Here is a 25427-nt window from a genome sequence, read left to right on the forward strand (position 1 = left end):
TGATAATTTTTTTTTAATTACGATTGTGATCATTCGGAAAAGATAGTTTAAGACGATGATTCAAATGGATGAATTAGCCATCTATAAATTCCCTGCATGCAGAATAAATCACGCAGTATCATCAAGGCCAATAATCTTAAGGATCTTAATTAAATGGAGCTACGGATTTGTCTAGATAACATAAAAAACTGTGATGTTATCTTGATAATTTTTTGTTTTATAAAAAAGATTTACTTACCCCAATTCGTTATCAAGTCGTCTTACTTCACGACGTAAGGCTTTTTGGACTCGTTCCTTGTAAACGTAGACCGAACCACGACTGATATTGAGATCACTGGCGATATGATCGGCCGTGTCACCTTGAGATAAACGTATGTATACATTCGTGACTTGAGGAGTGAAATTAGGGGTGATAGCTTTCCAGGCGAGTTGTGATATATGAAGCATCCACTCGCGTTCTGAAATAGAATCAATCTCGGCTTGAATAGAACCTTCGTCATCAAGCGGAGAGTATTTATTATTATCGCGAAAGCAGTTGTATACATGAAAGCGAATGACAGTACATAGCCAAGAACGAAAACTGCCTTTATTGGGTTGGTATTCGAATTCAGGAAGCTTGGACCATAGCTTTATGAGGATTGCCTGAACGACATCGTCGAGATCAGACTTATCAACGCCTAGGTTTTTTACGACCACATAAATATAATTTTTGTAGTATTCAATGAAGCGTTGCCATGCGTCATCATCATATTGATTGCGCAGTTTGAGTAGAAGGGTTTTCTGCGTATAGAGAGATTTTTTACTATTCATAAGTCACACTAATGTATTGCTTAAACTTGTGCAAGCTTTGATAAAGTGCTTTCTTTCTTTATACTTTTACGATGAATGTATATAATGAGGTGTATTTATGGATAGCTCATCTCCTACTGTGGACTTCTTACTCAAAGAAGGTTTATTAGCTCTAAAGGAGGAGGATAGCCTCTTCTCTGATAAGCGTTGGAGAAATGAAGAAAAGCTTGCCGAAGGTGGTTTTAAATCTATTTATACTGTCTATGATAGTTGGAATCATCGTGTTGTCGTAAAAGCTCGCCCCAAAAATGAGAGTGATTACTCGTCGTTTATAAATGAGTTTCAATTATTATCATCACTACAGCACCCTTATATATTACCAGTATATGATATAGGTAAAGATGATGGTGTGCCGTATTGTGTCATGAAGTTTATTGAAGGACAAACTCTGTCTGAGTATCTTGAAAATTCAAAGTTACAGAGCGATGTATTAATAAATATGTTTCATAAGCTTTGTGAAGCAGTATTTTATGCACATAATGAAGGAATCGTGCACCTAGATTTGAAGCCAGATAATATACGTATCTCTCAATCCGGCGATTTAACACTTTGTGACTGGGGCAGCGCACGTGGAGTTCATCAAAAGGCGCGAGTGGAGGTTTCGGCGACACCGGCTTATATGGCCCCTGAGATGTTTAAGGGTATTATTGGAGTACAAAGTGATATTTATGCCTTAGGTATAATTTTTTACGAAATCCTTTCAGCTTATAATCCTTTTTATAATAAAGATCTAAAAAAAACTGTTGCAGCAAATAAACAAGGCGAGGTTGATTTTAGTCAGATTAGAGACCTGAGTTCACGCGCAATTTGTCATAAAGCCTTGGAATTCGATGCTCAAGCGCGTTATGAAAATGTTGCTGACATACTAATTGATTTACGACTTGCAGGTCAAGGCCAAGCTACTAAAGCTGAAAAAGCAGGAAGGTGTAGAAAAACGTACTTGCTGTGCCGCCGCAATCCTCAAACCTTATTAGTAGTACTCTTATTGTTAGCCCTATTAGTGATAAGTAGTGTCATCTTTGCCTTTAATTTAAATAGAGAGAAAAAAGCGGTGGAAGTTCTCTCAGAAAAACATCGTGAAGAACGGGATCTACGTATTGACCTAAGTGTAACACAAGCGGGCATTCTTTTGGATCAAGCATGGATTGCCTTTGGCCAATTTCGACATATCGAGGCAAGTAACTTACTTAAGCTCTCTCTTCACAAGCAAACGTCTGAAAGCGGACAGCTACTGAAGGGTATACTTGCTATCATTGCCTTTGATCCAATTGTCGCTAAGCAGGCCTTTGATAGTATTGAAACAGTACAGGCATCTCGATATCGTCAGTATTTGGAAATTATACCGAAGTTCACAAAATTACTCAATCAAGATTCGCAAGATTGGGTTACGCTGATCATGGATTTGAGAAAAATAGATATTTATTTTTATCATCACTTCACGGGATATTTGATGAATTCAACAGCCCTAAGTGAAGAGAAAAAAGAACTCTTTATTAATCAGCTCTATTATGCGCTCACAGGAGAAAGTATTCTCATTCAATTTAATGAGAATGAAAACTTGTTAAAATTCAGCGGAAGTATACGAGAATTAAAACTACACCCCTTTAAATCCTTACGAATCAAAAAGCTCGATTTCTCTACGAGTCAGGGAGATATAAAAAGTTATACCTTGAAAAATCTACATTTTTTTCATGAGCTTGAAGAAGTTTATTTTCACAATACAAAATTTGATAATTTCCTAGAGCTACAGGGCTTGCCGATTAATATACTGTCTATTTCTTGTTATGGTCGATCACACTATTTACAGCAACTAGGCTTCGAAGAAATTTGGCTTACGGGCAGAGAAATCCAAGATCTGCATCCCTTACTTAAATGTGTAAATTTACGAAAGGTTAAACTTGAAGCGCACATGGTTAACTTGCCGGGGTATGAAGCTGTGAGTAAAGTTTTCATATGTGAAATCACAGAATAACTTCTCATGGACTTAGGTTTTATTATTCGTGGTGGAACTTGCCTCATTTAGTAATGGAAATATCGGCCATTACAGTAGGTATTAGCGGACTAGCTAGTGCGATATAAATCATTTTTAGGCAGTATTTTTATAGACGAAAATCAGGGTGTAGTTGTTCATTGACGGAAATACGATCCATCGCGAAGATCTCTTTAGTATACTTATCATTGAAGACATAACGCGGTATCCATTTTATTAGTTCACCATGACCATCAACAAAAGTATAGCTTGCACGTTGTTTATTATGTTTGAAATTGTTGTAAAAGAGACCAGAGCCTTTGTTATATTTATCTTCACTATAGACAGATATCTCATAACGACCCACTTTGATGCTGGGGTCATCTGTTTTTAGTGTGTCCATTAATAACATAGCATTTGCGGAGTCATTAATTTGAGTGACTTTGCGGCCAATTAATGATTGATAATTATTAATGTGTGCCATGCCGTAATCCGTCGCTTCAATTCTATTCTCGGCATCAAGAGCGGTGCTGGGACAGGCATACCAAGTTGGTGAAGCATTGTTATAAAAAACACTTGCATCCTCTCCAGGTAGAGCATTTCCCCCTAAATATGTATCAACACCACTTTGAAATTTTCTGAGTGATGAATAACCATAAGCAATTGCGCCATCATTATCTTCACGAAACATAATCATAGCGAAGGCAACTTGTTTATTAGAATTTAGACAGCTTGTGGCTAAGGCCGTCTTTCTAGCCTGTCCTAATACAGGCAAGAGCAAAGATGCAAGTGTACCTATAATTGCGACGACAACTAGCAGTTCTATGAGTGTGAATTTTTTATTCATTATTTTACTCCACATTATTATATATCGAGGGATACACAGAAAAATACAATGTATAACACTAAAATATGAACTTATTTAAAATAAGTATGAATATCTTGTTAGATATTATTTTTCATCGTGTATCACCGTAATAAGAAATAAGCTTGTTTCATAAGGGTCCTTATATTTTGGTCTAAGAATTAATAGTCATTTTCTTGAACGGTAAATTTTTGAGCCACTGATAACAAATCTTAACTGCTGGCCTGATAAATGATGGTTTGGTGACTTAAGTGCAATCTCTTAGCGCTACATTAGGAGAATGATAGGCTTATTTATGGTGTAGGAGTTTTTTAGCAATAGCTTCCGACGTATTACAAAATGCTGATAGTTAAGATATAGGATATAAATGATAATGAAATGGGTGTGTATTATGGGCGTTTGTTTTTTGAGATTCATATATGATATAGTGTGTCAAAAGAGCCGAAATAGGTCTATTTTTTTACTTACAATCTTATGTGCGTTTAATGTATTTTCTGAAACGAATGAATCTAGCTTACTCAGGTTTGGACCGACAGGGAAATTGCTTTATAAAGCCTTTAATGAACAAGGGGGCATCATTCCTGATTTTTCAGTTTGTGGCTATCGTGGAGGAGGAGTTAAATTACCGCGAATAGAAAATAAACTATTTTTAGAAGCTGGTGACGGCGTGACTGACGACACAAGTCGTATCCAAGAGGCTATAGATAAACTGGCTCGTATGGTGGCTGATAATCAGGGTTTTCGAGGTGCATTACTGCTCAAAAAAGGAGTTTATCTGATTAGCGACAGTCTTGAGATAAGGCAGAGTGGCATAGTTATAAGGGGGGAGGGGCAGGGGCCAGAAGGTACAGTGCTTTATGCCTCAGCAGATAAAGTGTATAATGTTATAGAATTAACTGGGCGGGATAAATTACGTCCGAAGAAAAACCATCGAGTTAAGGTTCTAAATGATTATGTTCCTATAGGTGTAAATCGATTATGCGTAAGTAATACAAAAAACTTTGCGGTGGGCGAGACTATTCTACTGACCCGTATGGCAAGTCAGGCGTGGTTGCGTTTCATTGGCATGTGGGATTTACAAAATTTTTATAATAATAAAAATTTAAGTAATTGGGAGCCCAAAGATTATAATTTTCAGTATGAACGTAAGATTATAGCTATAGATGGCAATAATTTAATCATGAATGCGGCAGTGGTGGAGCCGTTAAATAAAAGCTTTGGAGAGGCGTACATATCCAAAACATTAGATAGAAGACTTGAGTTGTGTGGAGTAGAGGATTTACGTATTGTTTCTCATTTTGACCATGAAAAACAAGTCTTAAATGATTCAAAAGAGTTTAATAAAAATGAGTTGATATTAAGTTACAAAGATGAAAATCATGCGAGAATTGGCGTATATTTAAACAGGGTGTCGAATTCATGGGTACGTAATGTGACAGCACTTTATCTAGCGCAAAGTGCTGTTCATGTTAATCAAAGTTCCTATATAACCGTTCAAGATTGTGCTATGATTGACCCTGTTTCGTCAACGCAGGGGGGACGTAAATATGCTTTCGTTAATGAAGGTCAACTTAATTTATTTCAAAGACTATATTCTCGTAATGCTCGGCATGATTATACCTTAGGGCCACGTATTGGAGGGCCTAATGTGTTTTTACATTGCTATTCTGATAATTCTTTGAATGCAAGTGAATCGCATCATCGCTATGGTCATGGCGCCTTGTTTGATAGTTGTGTTTTACGAGGAGAAGGCTTGTTATTGGCACTTAATCGAGGTCAGTCTGGTACGGGTCATGGTTGGTCTGGAGCGATGATAATCTTTTGGAACTGTGCAGCAAGTCTTACAGCGATTATGTCTCCTCCAAGCTCGCAAAATTTTAGTATAGGCTGGACTGGGAATCAGGCAATAACTCAAAAAACGGCAAGACAAGTTAAAATTCTCAATAAATGGCTTGAAAGAGAGGTTGGCGTTAGCCTAGAATCGACAGGCGATAGCGTATTAGGAGATGGTTATATAGAATCATCTAAACATGCCGTGGAGCCCTATAGTTTGTATCTTCAGCAATTAGAAGAGCGCTTAGGTAAACAAGCCCTTATCAATATTTCCCATCCTTGGCAATTAAGTTCAGTAAATGCTGATTATATAATGCCAATTTCTAAAGAGAAAACTATTAAAAAACCTATAGGTTTCAAACCTAAATCCGTGAACTAGATTTAGAAGAATTACGTAGAGATGCTGTTCACAGAACTTTATAGATTTTTGTGGGAATAACCGTAGGCATTTGAAATTTTTCATAAGTCAATGAGGATCAAAGATCAAGATCATTGACAAAATGTAACTCGCGGATTCAGCTTATCATTTAAAAATGGTTTTAATGTTAGACCTAATCATTCTTTGTGTATCCCATAAATATTAAATTATAGCTTGATCTTATACAATTATTTATATAAGGCCATCATGGCAACGCTGCTAAATAGCTATTTTATATTAAGGAGATACTGAAATGATTGATAGAAGAAATTTACTGAAACTTTCTGCCATGGGTTTGGCTTTGCCAAGCAAAATATTGGCAGCGTCGAAACCCATTAATCCTCGAGTAAAATTAAAGAAAAATGTTGTACTTGTGTGTTTAGATTTAGGGCTGTATGCAGGAAACCATCGAGAAGGTGGAGCGAAATGTAAGTATATGATGGAATACTTTTCTGAATTCAAAGATGAAATGACCTTTTTACAGGGCATTTCCGAGCCAGGTCTAGTTGGGGGGCATGAAGTTCAGCCTGCAACATTTACAGGTATGCGATATGATCATAAAAGTCATTACCCAGAGCGGCAATTCATAAGTTTAGATCAACGTTTAGCCAGTGATTCAATACAAGATACTCGTCATAAATTGCTTTATCATCAAGTGAGTAGAGGTAATTTTGTGTCATGGAATCAGTTTGCGCAACCAATGCCACCCACACGTGGGGGAATGGGTATAGCCATGGTGATTAGATTCTTTGTATAAGTTGGCAGTGATTAGGGATGAGCTGAGTCCTTTTTTATAAAGGGTTTATTCTTCAGGATCTTCTGATGAAGTATTAAGGGTGACAATGGGGATATCTTCTGCTAGTTGACTCTTCAAGTACTTAATGAATTTCTTGTCGCCACCACGTTCATTGGATAAGGGGAATTCGTATTCGAATTCTTCAGTATTGAGGTAAACCCAGCTATCGTCTAACCATGTATCATTGTATTCAATTTCTACATTGATGATTTGATCAAAAGGGATTTTTTCGGCGGGCTCAGGCCATTCTTCTGAATAGAGTACGACCTGTTTATTGGTGATGAAGTACATACCTTCATCAATTTTCATAAAGCCATCAGAATAAAAGTATTTGATGGTTTCATCTTTATCGATGAGTTTTAAAGCGAGAATATGCTCGGTATATTTTTTGGGAATTCGGTTTTCTTTATAAACGTAAGTTTCTGGTGCGCTGTCGACAATCACGAGTGCGACCGTAAAGAGAAGCCCAACAATAATACCTAAGCCAATGAGAACAATTTTTAATACTTTCATGATGTGAATAATCCTTTTATTTTCCTTTCCATTTGTGTCGTGCTAAGCCCTCCGAAAATTTGCTAAAAGCGCAAATTACGACAAGAAATAATATAAAGCTAAAAGTATGCTTTGAATGGGGCGAATAGAGTAAAAAGAAGGAAGTTTCTGCTGTATAAGAACTTTTAGTTAGGGTGATTTATAGTTAGATGAGATTAAATAAGCTTGGATAAATGACCATCACAAATACATTCAGCAAACAATTTTTATTTTTATGATTAAACATAATGCTTCGCATACGAGAGGGACGCTGTCCCCCTCGAGCTCCCCCAGCAAGGATTTGCCAATCCTTGACCTGGCGAATAAGGGGCTGAGCCCCGCTTAATGGGATAATCATGGTTATTTTTATAAATGGGAGAAGAAGATGAAGTTAATGACAGGGCTTTTATTGTGTTTGGTTTTTTCGCTTAGTGGCAAAGAATTAAAAGAGGATGTGAATGATTGGTTAGCGGGAAGAAAAATCGAAATTTTAAAAACTACCGTGAAAGATTATTGGCCGGATAAAACAGAAAAACTTGAGCAGAGAATCAATTTAGATAAAGTGATTAATTCAAAAATCCTTATCGATACCAATGAAGAACTCGCGGTCTTAGTTAAAGTACCGGGCCTCAATATTGGTAAGGGTAGGGAAGATGGGGTTGTAGTTACGAGTTTTAGGTATTTACACGAAGGGAAAAAGCTTACGATTCTAGCTGTTTTTGAGTATAAAAAATCTCTCAATAAGAGAACACTCAGTCATGTGACTTTTAAAACGACTAACATAGCCTCGAGCAAAGTTCGTTATGCGGTGCTGCCATCGCAACCTTGATGCCCATCGAGTTTCGTAATTCAGGAAGTTAAGTCATGTAGAATTGCTGATTTAGCTAAGACAAAAAAAATGGATCAAACATAATGTTTGATCCGTTTTGTCTGAAAAATCTAAGTTGCTTTAGACGAATTTTTCCATTTCAGTTTTCACACGATTGACAATGAAGTCAAAAACGTCTGCTTTTGGAATTAATTCTTTTTCGCTACCATCACGAGTTTTGAATTCGTATGCGTCTTGCTCCAGTGATTTTTTGGAGATGATTAAACGCAAGGGAACGCCAATGAGGTCAGCATCATTAAAGGCGAAACCAGGCTTAGGGCTACGGTCATCAAAAATAACTTCGATCCCTTCTTTCTGTAATTTTTTATAGAGCTCTTCAGCTTCTTCTTTAATAGGAGCTTGTCCACCTGTTAAAGCAATGAGGTGAACTTGATAAGGAGCGATAGAGATGGGCCAAACGGGACCCCACTTATCATTGCGTTGTTCGCAAACAGAAGCGAGAGCACGGCCGACACCAATACCATAGCAACCCATGGTTGGAATTTGCGATTTACCATTTTTGTCGAGGTAGCGCACACCCATGGAATCTGAGTATTTAGTACCGAGTTGGAAGATATTACCGACTTCGATGCCATTGAGCATTTCGAGTGGTTCACCAGTAATAGGGCAAGGCTCGCCTTCGCGAACAGTAGCAATATCAATGATGTCAGCGTCGCCATCGAAGTCGCGTTCCCAATTGAAGTTTTTATAGTGATGAGCTTCTTCATTAGCACCGACGACTAGATTAGAGCTTTCAACTGCAGAAGGATCAGCAATGATAATCACGTTATCTTTGTTAAGGCCCTTAGGAGAGGCGAAACCTGGTACAGCACCAGCGGCAATAATAGCCTCATCATTAGCAGTGACTAAATCGCCACAGCCGAGGTGATTGCCAAGTTTTGTTTCGTTGACTTCGATATCTCCGCGAATGACACATAAGATCACTTTATCTTCGATGGAAGCTGAGCTATAGAAGACAGCTTTTGCCGTATCGCTTTCTGCTACTTCGAGGAATAGAGAAACTTCTTCAATAGTTTTTTGTGTTGGGGTATGAACTTTTTCTAGTTCTAGAGCTGCTTCGCTTTTGTAAGTGATTTTTGAAGTGGCGACTTCGCGATTCGCTTTGTATTGACGATCAGGTGAGAGAAAAATAGTATCTTCGCCAATTTCAGTTACGGCCATGAATTCATGAGAGAGTGAACCGCCAATCATGCCACTATCAGCTTCGATAGAAACACAGTCAGTTAAACCAAGACGTTGAAAAATACGTTCATAGGCTTTGTGCACTTCATTGTAGTAGGAGGAGAGGCATTCTTCGGTCTCATGGAATGAATAAGCATCTTTCATGGTGAATTCGCGTACGCGGATTAATCCGGCGCGTGCACGTGCTTCATCACGGTATTTCGTTTGGATTTGGAAAACAGAAGTAGGCAGTTGTTTGTATGAGGTGATCTCGGTTCTTGCCATGTGGCAAACGGCTTCTTCGTGAGTCATGGCCAAAACCATATCCTTTTGATTGCGGTCTTTGAAGCGCAGAAGACTTTGATCGACGCTATCGTAACGACCAGATTCGTGCCAGATATCTGCAGGATTTACGAGTGGCATCAAAATTTCTTGAGATTCAACTGCGTTCATTTCTTCGCGAATGATGTTTTCGATTTTAGCTGTCATGCGAGCAGCTAAAGGGAGGAGAGTAAAGATACCTGTTGAAAGAGGACGGATATAACCGCCACGCATAAGAAAGATATGGCTTGCGCTTTGCGCATCTTTTGGCGCTTCTTTAACGCGTTTTCCGATAAGTTTTGAGAGTCTCATACTGCTTCATTCCTAAGTGAATTTATAAATTTCCGCTAATCTAATGCAGTATTATATAAAGGGAATTCAGCTTTGAAAAAAAAATGGTGATGATACATAAATAAAAAGAGCAAGAAGAACTTGTTCGGCTTAGTTATTTTGAATCACATCACCACGGTAGACTGTGAGCGTGGAATCTTTAACTTTGAAGGGGAGGCTGATAGCCTGCCATTTATAACGAACTGAATCAGTGCAGATTCGTACAGGCTTGGACTCGGTTCCGATAACATAGATGGTGTCGGCGAGTTGCGCTGGTTCGAAAGCTTGATTCACTTGGATTGATTTATTTGCTAGGTAGAAAAGCTCAGCTTTTAATTCATGGCCAGAAAAATTGTAAACGAGCTCATTGTCATTTTTAATACTCTGATGAATAAGTTGCGCGGTATCTTGCTTGCTATATTCAAATTCATTGAGTCGCATGTGTCGTGCTGAATCAACGCTGAAATAAATGAGCATGGAAGTAAAGATGATCTTATACCATAGGGGCTGGCGTTTAAACATTTTGAAAAAGAATAAAATGGAAATGATTATCCCTGCGAGTAGAAAGCTTATGGCGATACTAAGATGGAGTTCTTGGTAGTGGCTCATTTCTTGACTTAAAAGAGGGTAGGCAAAACCAGCAATGATAAGCAGGGCAATAAAGTTGAGCAGGTGAATAGCTCTGAGAACTTTGTTCAGGAGCAGGCCATAGCGTCTCGCATAAATCGGGTAATGAAGTGCCGTCATAACTGACAAAGGGAAAATCAAAGGCAGAAGAGAGTAGGCATTGCTTTCCGGGTAAAGCATAAAAGCAAAAAATAAAACACATGTGATTCTGCGCATGAAGCGGAAAATTTCAGGTCCTGCACTGGAGTTTTTTTCGATGAGTCGAAAGGCTTCGCAAAAACCCGTCCAAGCAAGAAAAGTCCATGGGAGGTAATAGCTCATGGCATTGAGAGCAAATTTAATGGAGGCTTTGATGTAACCTTCATCAAATTGGAAGTCGATTTTTTGGGGAGCGCTGACGTCGGTACTGAAGTAAGTGAAAGCACTCTCACGGTCACTGGCGAACTTCGTTAAAAAATATTGAATAGCAATGATAATCAAAATATTAAAACTCATGGCACTTAGATGTGGGAGCATAACAAGGCGTTTGCGGATATCTGTAGGACGAGTCATGAAAAGTGTAGGTAAGTAAAAAAAGAGATACATGTGTGGGCCATTGACGGAAGCGGCTAAAGAGGTGAAGAAAATGCCCCAAAACCAAGCTTTGAACCAGCGTTTGCTCTTGCGACTTATGCTGTACCAACTGAGCCATGCACAAGACATTAAAAAAGCTGTTAAGAGGCCTTCTTCTGCACGAGTAGCCATGTTCACTACTGCAATGGAACTTATACTAAAGGCGAAGGCTGGCCATGCTGATTTTATACCACCAAAACGTTTGGCGGAGAAAAATGAAATTAAGCCGATGCCGACTAATGAAATGAGTGAGACGAAGCGCAGAGAAAAGGGATTAACTTTTTCACCACTTAGAAGGAGGCTGATCCAAGAATAAAAGGGGGAGTGCTTCGTTTGCGTGCCGAGCATGGAGTTTTCAAAATAGCCTTGCTCGCTAATATGGCGCGTGATATGGGCGAGAGTACTTTCCCTAGGACTTAGCTCGTAGCTATAGTTTTCGATACATAGATAAGTAAAAAATAGACTAAAGAGAATGACTAAAGCGAGGGGTTTAGGGTCTTTTTCATTATACATTAGTCAGGATTCGCTTCGTTGATTTAGAGAAAGACTTTCAAAAGCGTAGTCGCAATGAAAAAGTAAATGAAGGAAGAGAGGATGTCATTCATGGTGGTGACAAATGGACCAGCCGCAACAGCAGGGTCGAGGCCCCATTTACGAAGACTAATGGGTATTAAGGTGCCAATTAAACTAGCGGAAGTCATTCCGAAACATACGGAGAAAAAGATGATTTTAGCTAAAATGAAGGGGTTTAAGTGACTCGTCTCACCATATAAGATGGGAATGCCTATATAAGCAATGAGCGCTGCAATTAATCCACATACAATACCCATAAGGAAACCAGAGAGAGTCTCACGTAAGACAAGGGAGCTGAATTCTTCAGGTAAAATCTTTTCCAAAGCTAATTCACGAATAAACACAGTGGCTGATTGCATGCCAGTATTTCCTCCCATAGCGGCGATTACAGTTGGGAATGCAGCTAAGACGATGAATTTGTCGAGAGATTTGAGGAAGTGTCCAATAACAAAAGCATTGGTTAAGGCAAGGAGTAGGGTGACGACTAACCAAGGGAGGCGGAGGCGGATGGCTTCCATTAAGTTGGCATCATGGCTGACGGCTTCGCTTGTACCGGTCATGATAGCAATATCTTCATCGGCTTCTTCGATTGAGATGTCGAGTATGTCATCGACGGTAATACGTCCAACGATTTGATTGCGATGATCTAATACAGGCATGACCCAAAGATTATACTTGCGGAATTTAGCGGCGATTTTTTCTCGGTCTTCATCAAGGCTTGCCCAGATTGAGCTAGGTTCAGCAATTTCGCCAATTTTCTCATCTGAGTCAGCATGAATGAGGTCGATAAGAGAAATCGCACCTAGAAAGTGTTTTGATACTGAATCAATCACATAGACGTACATGACGGGGTCTTTCAGGGTTTCGGGCTGTAGCGAATTCAGGACATCTTTTACAGTTAAATTATTCGGGAAGGCACATAACTCGGAAGTCATGATACCGCCGCCAGATTCTTCATCAAAAGAAAGAAGTTTGGTGATGTCTTGGCGGAATTCTGTTTCTGTATGTTTTAAAATTTCTTTTACGAGTACATCATTTTCTAAGTCAGCAAGGAAATCGGCAGCATCATCCGAAGCCATTTCTTCAATTAAGCTGGTGATTTCCTGGGGATCGGCTTTTTCAGTGAGCTTGAGCTTTAAGTCATCTTCTAAGAGCGAGAGTAATTCGGCGCGTTTCTCGGTGTCATCAGTCAGACGGAAAACTCTAAGCTGATCTTCAAAAGAACTGAATTGGGAGATGACTTCTTCAATATCGGCAGGTTCAATTGCAAGGAGTTCTTTTCTGATTTGCTGATCATCATCTTCCTTCAGAAGATTGGAGATCTGTTCAAGCCATATTTGTTGATTAGACATGTAAGAATTTCCTGCTAAGAATCAAAAATTGCCCTAAGCTAAGCTAGTGAGGGCAGAATACAAAGAATAAGAACTTTAAGTCCGATCATTTTTTGATTCGGACTTAAAGAATCGTAGCAATTAGTAGACGAATTCACCAAAGGAAGTTTTGACGGTAACTTTATTCCCTTGTGGATTTTCCTCTAAGCGTCCAATTACCTGAGCGGGGATGCCAAAACTTTGTGAAATCTTGATGATGTTGTCGGCGATTTCTTCATCAACCATAAGCTCTAAGCGATGGCCCATGTTAAAGACTGCATACATTTCGTGCCAAGGAGTATTGGAGCATTCGTGAATGTATTTAAAGAGTGGCGGAATTTCGAAGAGGTTATCTTTAATGAAATGTAAGTTGCTACCAAAATTACGGCATTTACTTTGAGCACCACCACTACAGTGAATAATGCCACCAATTCGATCGCGACCAAGTTCATCAAAAATGGTTTTGACAACAGGTGCGTATGTTCTAGTGGGAGATAAGACAGCTTTACCCATATTGAGAGGCATGTCGTCTACCGTATCAGTAAGTTTGAATTTGCCACTGAAAACGAGATCTTCTTCAGTGTTGGCATCAAAAGCTTCAGGGAAACGATTCATATATTCTTTAGCGAAGACATCGTGCCTAGCAGAAGTTAAGCCATTGGAGCCCATACCTGCATTATACTCGGTTTCGTATGTCGCTTGACCGTAGGAGGAGAGACCGACGATGACTTGTCCTGCTTTCATGCGAGCGGCATCAATCACTTGTGATTTTTTGATACGAGCGCTTACGGTGGTGTCGACAATTACAGTACGAACTAAATCTCCAACATCAGCAGTTTCACCGCCAGTGTTGACCATTTGGATGCCATTGTCGTTGAAAAATTGGATGAGTTTTTCATTCCCAGCAATGATAGCAGAGATAACTTCGCCAGGAATATTGCTTGCGTTACGACCGATAGTCGATGACATCAGCATGCCTTCTGTTACGCCAACGCAAATCATATCATCTACATTCATGACAATTGAATCTTGAGCTATACCTTCCCAAACACTGAGATCACCCGTTTCTTTCCAGTACATGTAAGCGAGCGAAGACTTGGTTCCTGCACCATCAGCGTGAACAATGTTGACGTGATCATCGCTGCCACCTAAGAAATCTGGGATAATTTTACAGAAAGCTTGTGGGTAGAGACCTTTGTCGACATTTTTGATGGCGTCATGAACTTCTTTTTTGGAGTAAGAAACTCCGCGTTTCGCATAGCGTGATTCAGCTTCGTTGTTTGACATGGCGTAAGTCCTTGAAAATGATTAGAAATTATTTTCATAGTTTAAACGAAACGCGCAGGCTTTCAAATGCTCTAATCAGCTAAGTCGAGACTTATTGAGTCACGCGAATTATTAGCGTAGAAAATGGATGAATTAAGAGTAAATGAATTGGCCGTCAATCGCACGGTGTTCTTGCTTTTGATCCATTTTGTAAATGCGCTCCATAAGTTGCCATTTATCCTCAGCAGATGCATCGGCAGAAGTGTTCTGGAATTTTGCCATGGAGGCTTCCCATTCACTTTGACGAGGCATCTTTGCGAGTTTAGCAAAAGCTGAATCGTGATCAAAATCAGGAGTTGTTTCCATAATCATGAATAAACGATTGCCAAAGATATAGATTTCCATGTCGCAAATGCCAATATCTTTCATGCCCTGAGTTACTTCTGGCCAAGCTTGACCCATTGAATGTGCAGCCGTGTATTCTTTGATAAGTTGAGGGTCATCTTTAACTGTGAGTGTTTTACAGTAGCGTTTGTTTGTTACTTCAGACATAATTTTCCTGAGCTTAGAGATTAATTAATTTTTCAGCTTTCATCTTGTCCCAAAATGCGCTAGGGATTTTTGCATAAACTAAATCCATGTTGGATTTGACGCGTTCAGGCTTGCTGGTATTGAGAGCGATGGATTTTATCTCGGGGAATAAAAAGGAAAATTGAACACAGGCCGCGGCAGGTTTCACATCGAATTCTTCACAGATAGCGAAAAATTTAGTTCTCCAAGCGAAGATTTCGGGATGACTTTCTTCTGTGATCACTTGGTAATCAAAGTGAGTTCCACCAATGAGGAAACCTGCATTGAAGACAGCAGAGTTGATGACGTCAACGCCTTGATTGCCCAGCTTTTTGAGTAAGCCTTTTGCGAAATCACTATGTGTGTAAGGAGTGATAGAACAGGCGAACATAGCCCAGTCGAGTTGGATGTGATCGGAAATAAAATCTATGACTGAAATATCTTTGGCGCCAACGCCAATAGATTGAACTTTTCCAGCTTCTTTGAGTTCGGCTAAGGCTTTAAAGGCATCGAGTAAATTAGTTTTTCTTTCTTTGAGTTCAGCTTCATCTTTTGCGGAGGATAAATACTCGTCAGGATCGTGGATCGAGACGAGTTGGGCGTCGTAATTACCTAAGAGTTCATTGCCTTGCTCATAGCAATCAATAATACCTTGGTAAGAGATATCTTGGACCGCATCGTTTTTTAAATTAATCCATGCACCGGGTTCAAAGGTGGGTTCATCACTTGTGAGCGGCACGCGTTTCCATGCGAGTTTATTGCTGATAAGGACTTTGTCTTGCGGGACATTAAGTTGGGATAAGCATTCAGCTAAACTTTCTAGAGCGAGGCCAGCACCATATTTTCCCGCGCTATCAAATACAGCTAGATCAGGATTGGCGGCTACGATTTCTTTGACGATGTTAAGTTTAGTTTCGAAGAGTGGTTCGGAGAAGAGGTTACCTAAGGAGGAAGTTCCAAAGATGACTTTCGGGAGAGATTTGCTCATTTTTGTCTACCTTGAATAAAATGAGCCTGCCAAGGGATAAATGCGACTAAGGATAATAATCCCTTGACAAGCTCAAAAATTATTAATCGTTCAGTTCAACCATCGCTTTAATGACGCCAGTTTCTGGTTTGGTCCATGCAGGGAATTCTTCGATCATATCTTCGAATTTACATGTGTGAGTGATCATGCAAGTGCTTTTTGCACGGCCATCATTTAAGCAATCAGCTACATGCTGGAAATCTTCTAGAGTGGCATTTCTACTGCACATGATAGTGAGTTCACGTTTGTGAATGTTCGGGTGATCGTAAGAAAGCGTGTCTTTGCTAAGACCAACATAAACGAGATTGGCGCTGTGAGCACAGTATTCTACGGCTCCCATCATGGAGCCAGCATGGCCAGTTGCGTCGATGACTGCAGTAGCAAATTCACCATTGGTGAGTTCGCTGATTTTTGCAATAGCATCTTCGTTTTTGGGATTGACAGTAGCGGCAACACCAATATCAGACTGACAGAAATCTAAACGCTCTTGGTTGAGATCAAGGACAATGACATTTGCACCAGCGGCTTTAGCAAACTGCATAGTTGCTAAGCCAATCGGACCTGCACCAATAACGAGTGCATTGTCACCTTTTTGGATGTCGGCACGACGTACGGCATGAGCACCAATGGCTAAGCACTCAACTAAAGCCATGGCATCTAAACTTAGGTTCTCTACTTTGAGGACATGGCTAGTGGGAACACTAATGTATTCGCACATGCCACCGTCTTGGTGAACACCAATAACTTGCATTTTAGCACAGCAGTTGGTGTTTCCACGTCGACAGGCAACGCACGTGCCACAGTGAAGGTAGGGAACGATTAAAACATTGTCGCCAAGAGCGAGTTTGCTTTGATCGGCATCGGCACCAAATTCGGCGACTTCACCAGAGAGTTCGTGGCCTAAGACACGTGGGTACTCAAAAAAAGCTTGGTTACCTTGGTAGGCATGCAAATCAGTTCCACAGATACCAATGCGACGGATTCTAACGAGGACTTCACCTTCTTTGGCAGAAGCTTTTGCGGTTTCTTCCATGGTGAACTTATAGGGTTCTTGGCAGACGACAGTTTTCATAATTATATCCTCGTTTATTTGATTTTGTTTAAGGCTTCTTTGGCGATTTTAGTGATTCCTGAAAAATCTCCTGCATCCATTAGTTTGTTTGGTACCATCCAGCTACCACCGCAAGCTTGTACTTGTGGTAGAGCAAGGTATTCACCCACGTTGTCGGCGTTGATGCCACCCGTAGGAACAAACTTAACACCTGGGTAAGGTGCAGCAAAGGCTTTTAGTGTATTAACACCACCAAGTGCTTCTGCAGGGAAGAATTTTAAAGTTTTCCAGCCATCGGCTAAGGCATCTTGGATATCGCGTGGGGAAGCAATTCCGGGGAAATAGATTAAGCCAGCCGCAATACATGCTTTCGAGACTTCAGGAGAGAAGCCTGGGGAGATAATAAAAGTTGCGCCCGCATTTTTGGCTTCTTCAACTTGTGCCGCATTAATAACGGTGCCGGCACCAAGAAGTAAGTCTTTGTATTGAGACATAATTTTGATGGCTTCGGCGGCACAGTCAGTTCTGAAAGTGACTTCTGCTACAGGGAGACCTGCGGCAATGAGGGCTTCTGCTAAAGGAGCGGCGTGAGCCGGATCAGTTATTTTGATAACAGGAACGAGTTTTAGGTCGGCAATTTGTTGTTCGATAGTCATGGTGTTTCCTAGTTTTAAAGTTGGGGGAAAAGGCTTGTTTTTAAACCTTTTTGATTAAAATCTTCGAAGATTTCAGTAAGGCGAAGTTCAAAAGTAGGATGAGCTTTAAAGGCGCCATTCCATGCTGAACAAGCAAGGATTGCTTTTGCGAAGTTCGCAGGCGTGCTGGTATCACATTTGGCAATAGCATTCATTGCTTTTGCGTCATCGGCAAAATCATAACTTAAACCTTCTGCTTCTCCTTTGAAGGTATCACCTACAACTGAGCCTCTGTAGAACCAGAAAAAAGCAGCAATCGCTTGTGAAAGTTTATCAGGGAAGCTTTTGTTGATGGCCGTAGAATCTGCAAAAGATGGAAGTAAGCGAACAAGTAACTTAGAAGATGAGTTGAGCGCAATATTAATCATTTCGTGATTGAGAAAGGGGTTTTTGAAACGTTCAATTACCGCTTCTGCGTAATCTTTTAACTCTTGAGTATTTCCGCCTTTTGCTTCTAGCGTGGGGAGAATTTCATCCAAAAGTATAGAACGTAAGAATTGGTCAATGGGTTCTTTTTCTAAGGCATCTGCAACGATGGTTTCTCCGCTTAAGATAGCGGCGTATATCATAGAGGTGTGGCCACCATTAAGCATACGTACTTTAGTTTCTCTGAAAGCAGGGAGGTTTTTCGTCCAAAAGACATTGATACCGGCTTTTTTAAGGGGCAAAATATCTTCTGCTGAGTCACCTTCGATAGCAAAGAGATGATAAGGCTCTACGCATGCGTCGGTATTTTCGCCTTTGGTAACAATGCGATCAACAAGTGTATTGCGAAAGTCGCAAGACTTTTTAATCCAGGTGATGAAGTCGTGGTCTAAGCCCCAGTCATTTGCATGCTTGCAGATAATTTCTCTGAGCTTGATACCATTGTGCTCAATGAGTTCCATGGGTAAGATGAGAGGCGCTTTATCAGCACTCTTGTCAAAGAATGAAAAACGTTTATAGAGCCAAGCACATAGTTTTGCAGGATAGGTTTCTGGGCATTCGTTGGGGAAGGCGCATTGTTTGTAGACAATGCCTGCTTCCGTAGAGTTGGATACGACAATTTGTAAATCCTCTTCTTCGGCGGTGGCCAAAAACTCTACCCATTCAAGGTAGGGGTGGATGAAACGTTGGTAGACACTGATCTCTTCTTTCTGATCAATAGTCTGGCCATTTAATAAACCTTTTGTGGTGAGATTGTACTTTCCATCGAGTTCAATAAATTGGCTTAAGTCACCTCTAGGGGTGAGTTTTACCATAGTGATACTCGCGTCGGAGAGTTCTTGTTTATTGAGTTCGTGGATCATCCATCCCCAAAAACCACGGAGGAAGACGCCCGAACCGAATTGGAGGATTCTATTTTTCATCGGATAACGCGAGCTCCTGCACCAGCAACTAGGCGCTCAACTTCATTGAGGCGAGCGGTAGTTGTGTCGCCAGCAGTTGTCATTGCTAGAGCACCATGAGCAGCACCATATTCAACACCTTCTTGGATACTGCCTTTGATCATATAGCCGTATATTAGGCCTGAGGCAAAACTATCGCCACCACCAACACGGTCGAGGATTTCAGTTTCATTGCGCTTGGCAGATTCTACGAAACCATCTTCTCTTGACCATGCAACGGCACTCCAGTCATTGATAGTGGCAGTTTTTACGCCGCGCATTGTTGTTGCAATAGCTTGGAAATTGGGAAAATCTTCAGAAGCTTTTTTGATCATGCTATGGAAAGCAGAGGCTTCGAGATTAGTGAGGTTGTGATCAACACCTTCGATTTCAAGACCGAGACAAGCAGTGAAATCTTCTTCATTACCAATCATTACATCAACGTATTTAGCGATTTCACGATTTACTTTTTGAGCCGTTGCTTCGCCACCAATAGCATTCCAGAGAGATGGGCGGAAATTTAAATCGTAAGAAACAATAGTGCCATGTTTCTTAGCAATTTGTACAGCTTCAAGTACAGCATCAGGAGTCGTTTCTGATAAAGCCGCAAAGATCCCGCCTGTGTGGAACCAACGAACTCCGTCTTCGCCAAAGATTTTTTCCCAATCAATATCGCCTTTTTTAAGTTGAGAAACGGCCGTGTTACCGCGATCGGAGATACCTAATGCAGAGCGAAGTCCAAATCCGCGCTCAGTAAAGTTTAGACCATTACGAACTGTGCGACCACAGCCATCATAAGGAACCCACTTGACGTATTCTTGATTGACTCCACCTTGGTACATAAGGTCTTCGACGAGGTAGCCGATGTCATTGTCAGCGAGGGCAGTAACAATAGCAGCTCTTTGTCCGAAGCAACGTTTTAGACCACGGGCGACATTGTACTCACCGCCACCTTCACATACGTTAAACTTACGAGTGTTTCTTACGCGTCCTTCTCCTGGATCCAAGCGTAACATAACTTCGCCGAGTGAGAGGATGTCGTATTTACAGTCTGCAGCATTTTTGATTTTCATTTTTTCTTTTCCTTTGTTTTATATTCAATTTATAATAAATGATGCTCAACCATAAGGGGAGGACTTGTATTATACTTTCAGACTAATATCGTTGAATATTATAACTTGGAACATTTTTCTATGTGTGGATGTGTTCTTGCTGTAGTTGTTATTCTTAATTGTACTCTTTAATCTGTTTCTGATAAGGTGAAAAAATGGCGAATAAACTCATTAGGTTCGGACGACCACAGGATCGTCCTTCTTTATTAAAAGAGATAGCCGTGCTAGGGCACAGGCAGGTGACGGAAGTTAGTAGAAATGCGATGCTGCCCCATATGAATCAGCGTTTCGAGATTTCTTACCTCGTATCAGGGACTTTAGAGTGGTTGATAAACGATGAATTAATTGTCACTCGACAAAATGATCTTTTGGTAACTTTCCCCGAAGATAAATTAGCTCTTTTGGGGGGCACTTCATGGTGAGTGATGCGTATTTTATGCAGATTGACTTAGATCATGATGGTTTTTTGAGTAAAGAAGATCGTGAATTATTTAAACGAAAGTTATATGCAGTTGAGGGCCGTAAAATTTCCTTGCCAACAGATAGGAGCGTTTTATTTGAGAAGTTACTCAGCGAGCATGAACGTCAAGATGTGTTTTCTGAAGGTTTGTGCAATGGTTGGTTACACGAAATTCTTACCATGGTTATCCGTCGTTCAGAAGGTTGGGAAGCCAAGACCTATTTAAATGAATATAATATTTTCAAAAAGAGTTTATTAACGTATTTAGAGAGCCATGTATCGCGATCCGATATAAAAGTACAAGAAATCGCAACGCATTTTAATTATTCTGAAAGTCATTTTCGTTTTCTATTTAAAAAGATATTTAAGACTTCGCCGGTTGATTTTGTACGGCAATTTAGGGTAGATACTGCTCAGCGTTTAATTAGAGAAGGGCGTTTTTCAATTACTGAGATTGCTTTTAAGGTAGGTTTTTCTAGTTCACAGTACTTTTCCCAAACATTTAAAAAAGAATTGGGTATGAGTCCTAGGGAATATAGAAAGTCTTTAAAGCTCGAAAGTGGACGCATACAGGATATGACCACGAGTATTTATTTTATGGATCAGCATTTCCCCGATAAAAAATAGAGCTTTGAAATCTCTTTGTAGGCTTTGCAAAACTGATCTTATCTTTTAGCTTGCGGATGAATTTATGATTATTAAGGAAAAGACATGAAAACTGAACATTTGGATTTAATGCTCGACTCAGCATTAACTAAAGCCTGTGAAAAACTTGAGAAGAATGAGACCCTTTATCCCTATGTACTAGTGATGGATAAAAATGCCTATGTTGAATTCAATGATGATTTTGATCAAGCAGTGTATGAAAGTGACCCTGAAGAGTTAATCGAGGATTTATTCCTGCGCTTGAAAAAGCGAGCTGATGAAGAAGATATCTACGGCGCGGGCTTAGTGTGTCAGGTAAAAGTTAAGCATCCTGAATATGGTGAGTATTGCAGTGCAATTGAGGCACATGTCGAATATAAGGATGGAAGTGCTTATGACTGTTTTTTACCTTACAATAAAAAAGATGATAAGATTGAGTACGGCGAAATATTTTCTAGCGAAATTGATCCCAAGATTTTTTCCACTCAGAAATAAAGAGGCGTTAGGCTAGGGCTTATTTTATCTTTGTCGTCTTTGAAAGGGTCAATGAGATCGTAAGCGGGGATCATTGAGGGATACTGATAGTCAATTTTTTTCATATCCCCCTCGCTTGCGTACTTAGAAAAGAGTTGTTCGTAATAATAACAAATAGCAGCAAGTCTGGCGCGAATGATGCGCTCTTCTTGTGGGTCAATTATGTTATTTTTATCAATGTCGGAACTGAATATGAGGCTCAGCTTTTTTCTGATTTTCGAAGAGCCTCTAACTTTGTATTTTTCAAATTCTTCTAAGGCTACTACGATCCATGAATTTTGTTCATCGAGTGAAAATTTCAGGTCGTTATTGAGATCAATTTTAAGTATATCTTGCTTGTCTGCAAAGCTGTAAAATGAAAAAAATAGCAGACAAAGTGTAGCTAGCTTCATCGGCGGGTTCTTGATAGCTCTTCATAGCAAAGTAGGAAAGATACAGTGCCGATAGTTACAACATCTCCAGGGATGACGATACTACGACTTACTTTTTCTAAATTAACCTTAGTGCCATTAATACTTTTCAGGTCTTCCAGCATAACTGATTTATCTCGAATACTGATTTTCGCATGTCTACGTGATACAGAGATATCTTTAATCATGAGATCGGACTCTTCGTTTCTCCCGATGACAAGGTTACGTAGGCCTGGAGTTAAAATAATGGGTGGCAGTTGACTGCTGACCGGCATGAGTTTAAGTCTTTGCTTAGTATTATGAGCATCAGTTAGAGCCTGACGATGAGTGTCTGGTGTGCCGGTGACAACTACGTCAAAGCGAGTTTTTCCCGCAGTGATACTAATCGTGTTGGTAATAGCGGTATTGCCAGAAATTCTGTGATCTCCAATAAATACACCAGGGTGGCCTTTGGTTAAGTCTTCTATGTATAGGCCGACTTGACTCCAATAAATGATGAAGTGAAATGGGTTAAGCGAATCCATGCGAAAGTCGCAACTAGCATGAGATCCGGCTAAAATAGGGGCCATCGTACTTGATCGAGCTTTGTTTCGATAGCTTAATGTTACGCAGGCATCATCAACATAGGGCTCTGGGATATTGTTGAGTATAGAGCGTTTGAGAGTTTGAGTGTCGGTTTCGTCGTAGTCTTTACTGTCCAAGCCAATGTGAATGATCCAGCTATTGCCACATTTGATTGCGGTACGAGATTCAGATGTGGTAGTGAGTTGTCTAGACTTTATGCCGTTGAAGGATAATGCGTCACGAACGCCTGTGTCCATGAAGGTCCAGCGGCCTTTGAAATGGATAGAGCGCACCTGTGTTTCGGAAATGGATTTATCATTAATATGACATTCATTATTTTTTCCGCGACCAAAATTAAAGATTACATCATCTTCTCGTATGGGAGTCATGCGAATGCCCTTTTCGTCAATGACGTAAAAGGAAGGGCTGAAGCCTCCGCTAGCTTTTGTTGATTGCTTTGTGACAGGAATGACTTCGTGTTCTACGTCTGCAACAAATTCTGTATTTGGATCGAATTGATTTGGATCAATGGCGAATGGATCTAGTTGAACAAGAGTTTTTTGGTGATCGGATTCACTTGATTCACTTGATTCACTTGATTCACTTGATTCACTTGATTCACTTGATTCACTTGATTCACTTGATTCACTTGATTCACTTGATTCACTTGATTCACTTGATTCACTTGATTCACTTGATTCACTTGATTCACTTGATTCACTTGATTCACTTGATTCACTTGATTCACTTGACGGAAGGGATGCTTGTTCGCTGTTGGCATTGAGTAGAGTTTCGCGATCGCTGTCTACGGTGTGTTTAAGTAGTTCTTCTTGTACTGAAGCAGATTCATCACTGGTGTTGAGTGGTGATATTGCTTTGCAGGTGCTGGTGTCAGTGAAACGTTTTTTCTCGAGAGTAATGGGGGCGTCATCCATAGGATTAATTTCTGGCTCAGGCTCATCATCGTTCGCGGTAGGTTCTTCATCAGTATTCTCAAGAGCTTCGATTTCTTTTTTGAGTTGTTCTTCTTTTTTGACTTTATCTTCGTATTCAACCCAGCGCTTTTCATCTTCTCTTTCGTGTGCTTCAACGAAGCTCGCTTCTTCCTCATGGCGTATTTGATCTTCTCGCCTAGCGTGTTCGAATTGGAGTTTTTCTTGTTGGAGTTTTTTACGTTCTTGGTCGAGACGTTCTTCCAGTTCTTTTAAGCGCTGTTCTTGCATTTCTTCGAGTTTGCGAAGTTTATCTTCTTGCTCGATAATTTCTGTGCGTTTACGCTCTTCTATTTCATAGAGGTTTTCTTGGTGTTGCACATAGGTGGCGAGTGGATCAAGAGATTCAATTTCTTCGAGGGTCTCTTGTGCTCTTTGGGCATGTTCTTGCTGAGCTGAAGTAGATTTTATTTTTAGCTGGTGACTATTGGCTTGACTGGAAGGTTTTAGCAGTTTGAGTTGGTGATCATTAGAAGACTGGTTATCGGAACGCGGAGAAACAATCTTTAAACCTTGAGATTGTTGTCCGGGGGTTTTGATTTTTAATCCGCGGGGAAGGGGTCTGTCTTCTGGATAATGAGTACTCATGTTCTTATTATAATTACTTGTCTATGCTAAATTCAAATTTAAAATTAGATTTCTTTTTTGTTGCGGTAATAGATTCTTTACAGAGACAGCATTTTAGCTCGTCGCCTTCCTCCAGTTCATAGCCAGTTCGTGCTTGAGTTTCGACTTCACAGTGGGGACATTCATAAAAGTATCCAGGCATAGGACCACAATGTCCTCCGCCACAACAATAATCGGGTGTAAGTGTTATTTCCATAGATTGCGCTTTATTTAAGTTTTAACATTACTATTGACCGGCGTATTATATACATAAAACAACTCTCTTACAACATGGACTTGACCTAAATAAAAGGAGATTTAAGTTCAATTGAGTTATTAATTTAGTTTAAGTGAAGAAAATATGGAACAAGTAAAAATAAATAGAAAGACATCGGAAACAGAAATCGAATTAGATTTGAATCCTTTTTCCGGTACGGGCTACACGATTGACACAGGGATACCGTTTTTTGATCATATGCTAACTCATATTGCCAAGCATGGTCAAATGGACATGGTTTTAAAAGCCGTGGGTGATATAGAAGTTGATTTTCATCATACCGTTGAAGATGTGGCAATTGTTTTAGGCCAAGCTTTTGATAAAGCGACGACAGACATGACGGGCGTGACTCGTTATGGAAGTTTTACTTTGCCAATGGAAGAAGTTTTATGTACTGTGGCAGTAGATATTCGTAAGTCACCTCATTTTGAATACCGAGTTCCAGAAGTTTTTGTTGGGCTCATGGGTACTTTTGATTGTGAACTCGTCAAAGAGTTCTTTCGAGCGCTATCTATTTTTGGACGTATGAATATCCATGTACTCGTTCATTATGGTGATAATAAGCATCATATTTCAGAAGCGATTTTTAAGTGTTTTGCCAAAGCTTTTGCGATTGCAGCATCAAAAGATGGCACTTCGAATCTGTATTCTACCAAAGGTTCTCTATAAAAAAAACAATTCCACAACTTGACTTTATTTCTCATTGG

General features: G+C 40.0%; 24 protein-coding genes. 8 read left to right on the forward strand and 16 right to left on the reverse strand.

Annotation, left to right across the window (positions count from 1 at the left end):
* Positions 1 to 234: 234 nt before the first annotated feature.
* Positions 235 to 810, reverse strand: coding sequence for a sigma-70 family RNA polymerase sigma factor (locus PQO03_RS02970; RefSeq protein ID WP_274151000.1), 576 nt, complete (start codon positions 808 to 810; stop codon positions 235 to 237).
* 97 nt (positions 811 to 907) lie between these two features.
* Here PQO03_RS02970 and PQO03_RS02975 point away from each other — a divergent pair, with 97 nt between their 5' ends.
* Complete coding sequence (locus PQO03_RS02975) at positions 908 to 2821, forward strand: serine/threonine-protein kinase (protein ID WP_274151002.1); 1914 nt, start codon at positions 908 to 910, stop codon at positions 2819 to 2821.
* 127 nt (positions 2822 to 2948) lie between these two features.
* Here the strand turns inward: PQO03_RS02975 and PQO03_RS02980 are convergent, their stop codons facing one another.
* Complete coding sequence (locus PQO03_RS02980; protein WP_274151003.1) at positions 2949 to 3665, reverse strand: type II secretion system protein; 717 nt, start codon at positions 3663 to 3665, stop codon at positions 2949 to 2951.
* A 385-nt stretch (positions 3666 to 4050) separates the two neighbouring features.
* Between PQO03_RS02980 and PQO03_RS02985 the strand changes: the two genes are divergently transcribed.
* The gene (locus PQO03_RS02985; RefSeq protein ID WP_274151004.1) at positions 4051 to 5895 is read left to right on the forward strand and encodes a hypothetical protein; all 1845 of its coding nucleotides are present in this window, start codon (positions 4051 to 4053) and stop codon (positions 5893 to 5895) included.
* A 292-nt stretch (positions 5896 to 6187) separates the two neighbouring features.
* Positions 6188 to 6691, forward strand: a complete 504-nt coding sequence (locus PQO03_RS02990; RefSeq protein WP_274151006.1) for a DUF1552 domain-containing protein — start codon at positions 6188 to 6190, stop codon at positions 6689 to 6691.
* Between the two features lie 45 nt (positions 6692 to 6736).
* Here the strand turns inward: PQO03_RS02990 and PQO03_RS02995 are convergent, their stop codons facing one another.
* Positions 6737 to 7243, reverse strand: a complete 507-nt coding sequence (locus PQO03_RS02995; protein WP_274151008.1) for a hypothetical protein — start codon at positions 7241 to 7243, stop codon at positions 6737 to 6739.
* A gap of 403 nt (positions 7244 to 7646) precedes the next feature.
* On the opposite strand from PQO03_RS02995, the gene PQO03_RS03000 reads away from it, so the two are divergent.
* Complete coding sequence (locus PQO03_RS03000) at positions 7647 to 8090, forward strand: hypothetical protein (RefSeq protein ID WP_274151010.1); 444 nt, start codon at positions 7647 to 7649, stop codon at positions 8088 to 8090.
* A 120-nt stretch (positions 8091 to 8210) separates the two neighbouring features.
* Here the strand turns inward: PQO03_RS03000 and PQO03_RS03005 are convergent, their stop codons facing one another.
* The 10 genes from PQO03_RS03005 to PQO03_RS03050 all read right to left on the reverse strand — a co-directional run bounded on the left by PQO03_RS03005 (position 8211) and on the right by PQO03_RS03050 (position 20193).
* Positions 8211 to 9944 (reverse strand): proline--tRNA ligase, encoded by a 1734-nt coding sequence (locus tag PQO03_RS03005; protein WP_274151012.1) that lies wholly within the window; start codon positions 9942 to 9944, stop codon positions 8211 to 8213.
* A gap of 129 nt (positions 9945 to 10073) precedes the next feature.
* Complete coding sequence (locus tag PQO03_RS03010) at positions 10074 to 11714, reverse strand: ArnT family glycosyltransferase (protein ID WP_274151015.1); 1641 nt, start codon at positions 11712 to 11714, stop codon at positions 10074 to 10076.
* A gap of 23 nt (positions 11715 to 11737) precedes the next feature.
* Complete coding sequence (gene mgtE, locus PQO03_RS03015; RefSeq protein WP_274151016.1) at positions 11738 to 13126, reverse strand: magnesium transporter; 1389 nt, start codon at positions 13124 to 13126, stop codon at positions 11738 to 11740.
* A gap of 120 nt (positions 13127 to 13246) precedes the next feature.
* Positions 13247 to 14431, reverse strand: a complete 1185-nt coding sequence (locus PQO03_RS03020) for an AIR synthase related protein (RefSeq protein ID WP_274151018.1) — start codon at positions 14429 to 14431, stop codon at positions 13247 to 13249.
* Between the two features lie 132 nt (positions 14432 to 14563).
* The gene (locus PQO03_RS03025; protein WP_274151019.1) at positions 14564 to 14962 is read right to left on the reverse strand and encodes an L-rhamnose mutarotase; all 399 of its coding nucleotides are present in this window, start codon (positions 14960 to 14962) and stop codon (positions 14564 to 14566) included.
* 13 nt (positions 14963 to 14975) lie between these two features.
* A complete protein-coding gene (locus PQO03_RS03030; RefSeq protein ID WP_274151020.1) occupies positions 14976 to 15968 on the reverse strand; it encodes an aldo/keto reductase in 993 nt (330 codons plus the stop codon).
* An 82-nt stretch (positions 15969 to 16050) separates the two neighbouring features.
* Complete coding sequence (locus PQO03_RS03035; protein WP_274151022.1) at positions 16051 to 17079, reverse strand: zinc-binding alcohol dehydrogenase family protein; 1029 nt, start codon at positions 17077 to 17079, stop codon at positions 16051 to 16053.
* Positions 17080 to 17093: 14 nt separating this feature from the next.
* The gene (gene eda, locus PQO03_RS03040) at positions 17094 to 17714 is read right to left on the reverse strand and encodes a bifunctional 4-hydroxy-2-oxoglutarate aldolase/2-dehydro-3-deoxy-phosphogluconate aldolase (protein WP_274151024.1); all 621 of its coding nucleotides are present in this window, start codon (positions 17712 to 17714) and stop codon (positions 17094 to 17096) included.
* 14 nt (positions 17715 to 17728) lie between these two features.
* A complete protein-coding gene (locus PQO03_RS03045) occupies positions 17729 to 19102 on the reverse strand; it encodes a tagaturonate reductase (protein WP_274151026.1) in 1374 nt (457 codons plus the stop codon).
* Positions 19099 to 20193 (reverse strand): sugar kinase, encoded by a 1095-nt coding sequence (locus PQO03_RS03050; RefSeq protein ID WP_274151027.1) that lies wholly within the window; start codon positions 20191 to 20193, stop codon positions 19099 to 19101. Before PQO03_RS03050 ends, PQO03_RS03045 begins: the two co-directional genes overlap by 4 nt.
* A gap of 194 nt (positions 20194 to 20387) precedes the next feature.
* Between PQO03_RS03050 and PQO03_RS03055 the strand changes: the two genes are divergently transcribed.
* The 3 genes from PQO03_RS03055 (at position 20388) to PQO03_RS03065 (ending at position 21832) form a co-directional block, all read left to right on the forward strand.
* Entirely contained in the window at positions 20388 to 20654 is a 267-nt protein-coding gene (locus PQO03_RS03055; protein ID WP_274151029.1) for a hypothetical protein, read from the forward strand.
* A 14-nt stretch (positions 20655 to 20668) separates the two neighbouring features.
* The gene (locus tag PQO03_RS03060) at positions 20669 to 21319 is read left to right on the forward strand and encodes a helix-turn-helix transcriptional regulator (protein ID WP_274151031.1); all 651 of its coding nucleotides are present in this window, start codon (positions 20669 to 20671) and stop codon (positions 21317 to 21319) included.
* Between the two features lie 84 nt (positions 21320 to 21403).
* Positions 21404 to 21832: a hypothetical protein gene (locus PQO03_RS03065; protein WP_274151032.1), complete on the forward strand. Its 429-nt coding sequence runs from the start codon at positions 21404 to 21406 to the stop codon at positions 21830 to 21832.
* On the opposite strand, the gene PQO03_RS03070 is transcribed toward PQO03_RS03065, so the two are convergent.
* The 3 genes from PQO03_RS03070 to PQO03_RS03080 are packed head-to-tail and all read right to left on the reverse strand — an operon-like array spanning position 21823 to position 24660.
* A complete protein-coding gene (locus tag PQO03_RS03070) occupies positions 21823 to 22263 on the reverse strand; it encodes a hypothetical protein (protein ID WP_274151033.1) in 441 nt (146 codons plus the stop codon). The two genes, PQO03_RS03065 and PQO03_RS03070, sit on opposite strands and share 10 nt — an antisense overlap.
* Complete coding sequence (locus tag PQO03_RS03075; protein ID WP_274151034.1) at positions 22260 to 24425, reverse strand: FHA domain-containing protein; 2166 nt, start codon at positions 24423 to 24425, stop codon at positions 22260 to 22262. Before PQO03_RS03075 ends, PQO03_RS03070 begins: the two co-directional genes overlap by 4 nt.
* 13 nt (positions 24426 to 24438) lie before the next feature.
* Entirely contained in the window at positions 24439 to 24660 is a 222-nt protein-coding gene (locus PQO03_RS03080) for a hypothetical protein (protein ID WP_274151036.1), read from the reverse strand.
* A gap of 144 nt (positions 24661 to 24804) precedes the next feature.
* Between PQO03_RS03080 and hisB the strand changes: the two genes are divergently transcribed.
* Positions 24805 to 25389, forward strand: coding sequence for an imidazoleglycerol-phosphate dehydratase HisB (gene hisB / locus PQO03_RS03085; RefSeq protein ID WP_274151037.1), 585 nt, complete (start codon positions 24805 to 24807; stop codon positions 25387 to 25389).
* Positions 25390 to 25427 lie beyond the last annotated feature (38 nt).

The organism is Lentisphaera profundi, assembly GCF_028728065.1.
Taxonomy (GTDB): domain Bacteria; phylum Verrucomicrobiota; class Lentisphaeria; order Lentisphaerales; family Lentisphaeraceae; genus Lentisphaera; species Lentisphaera profundi.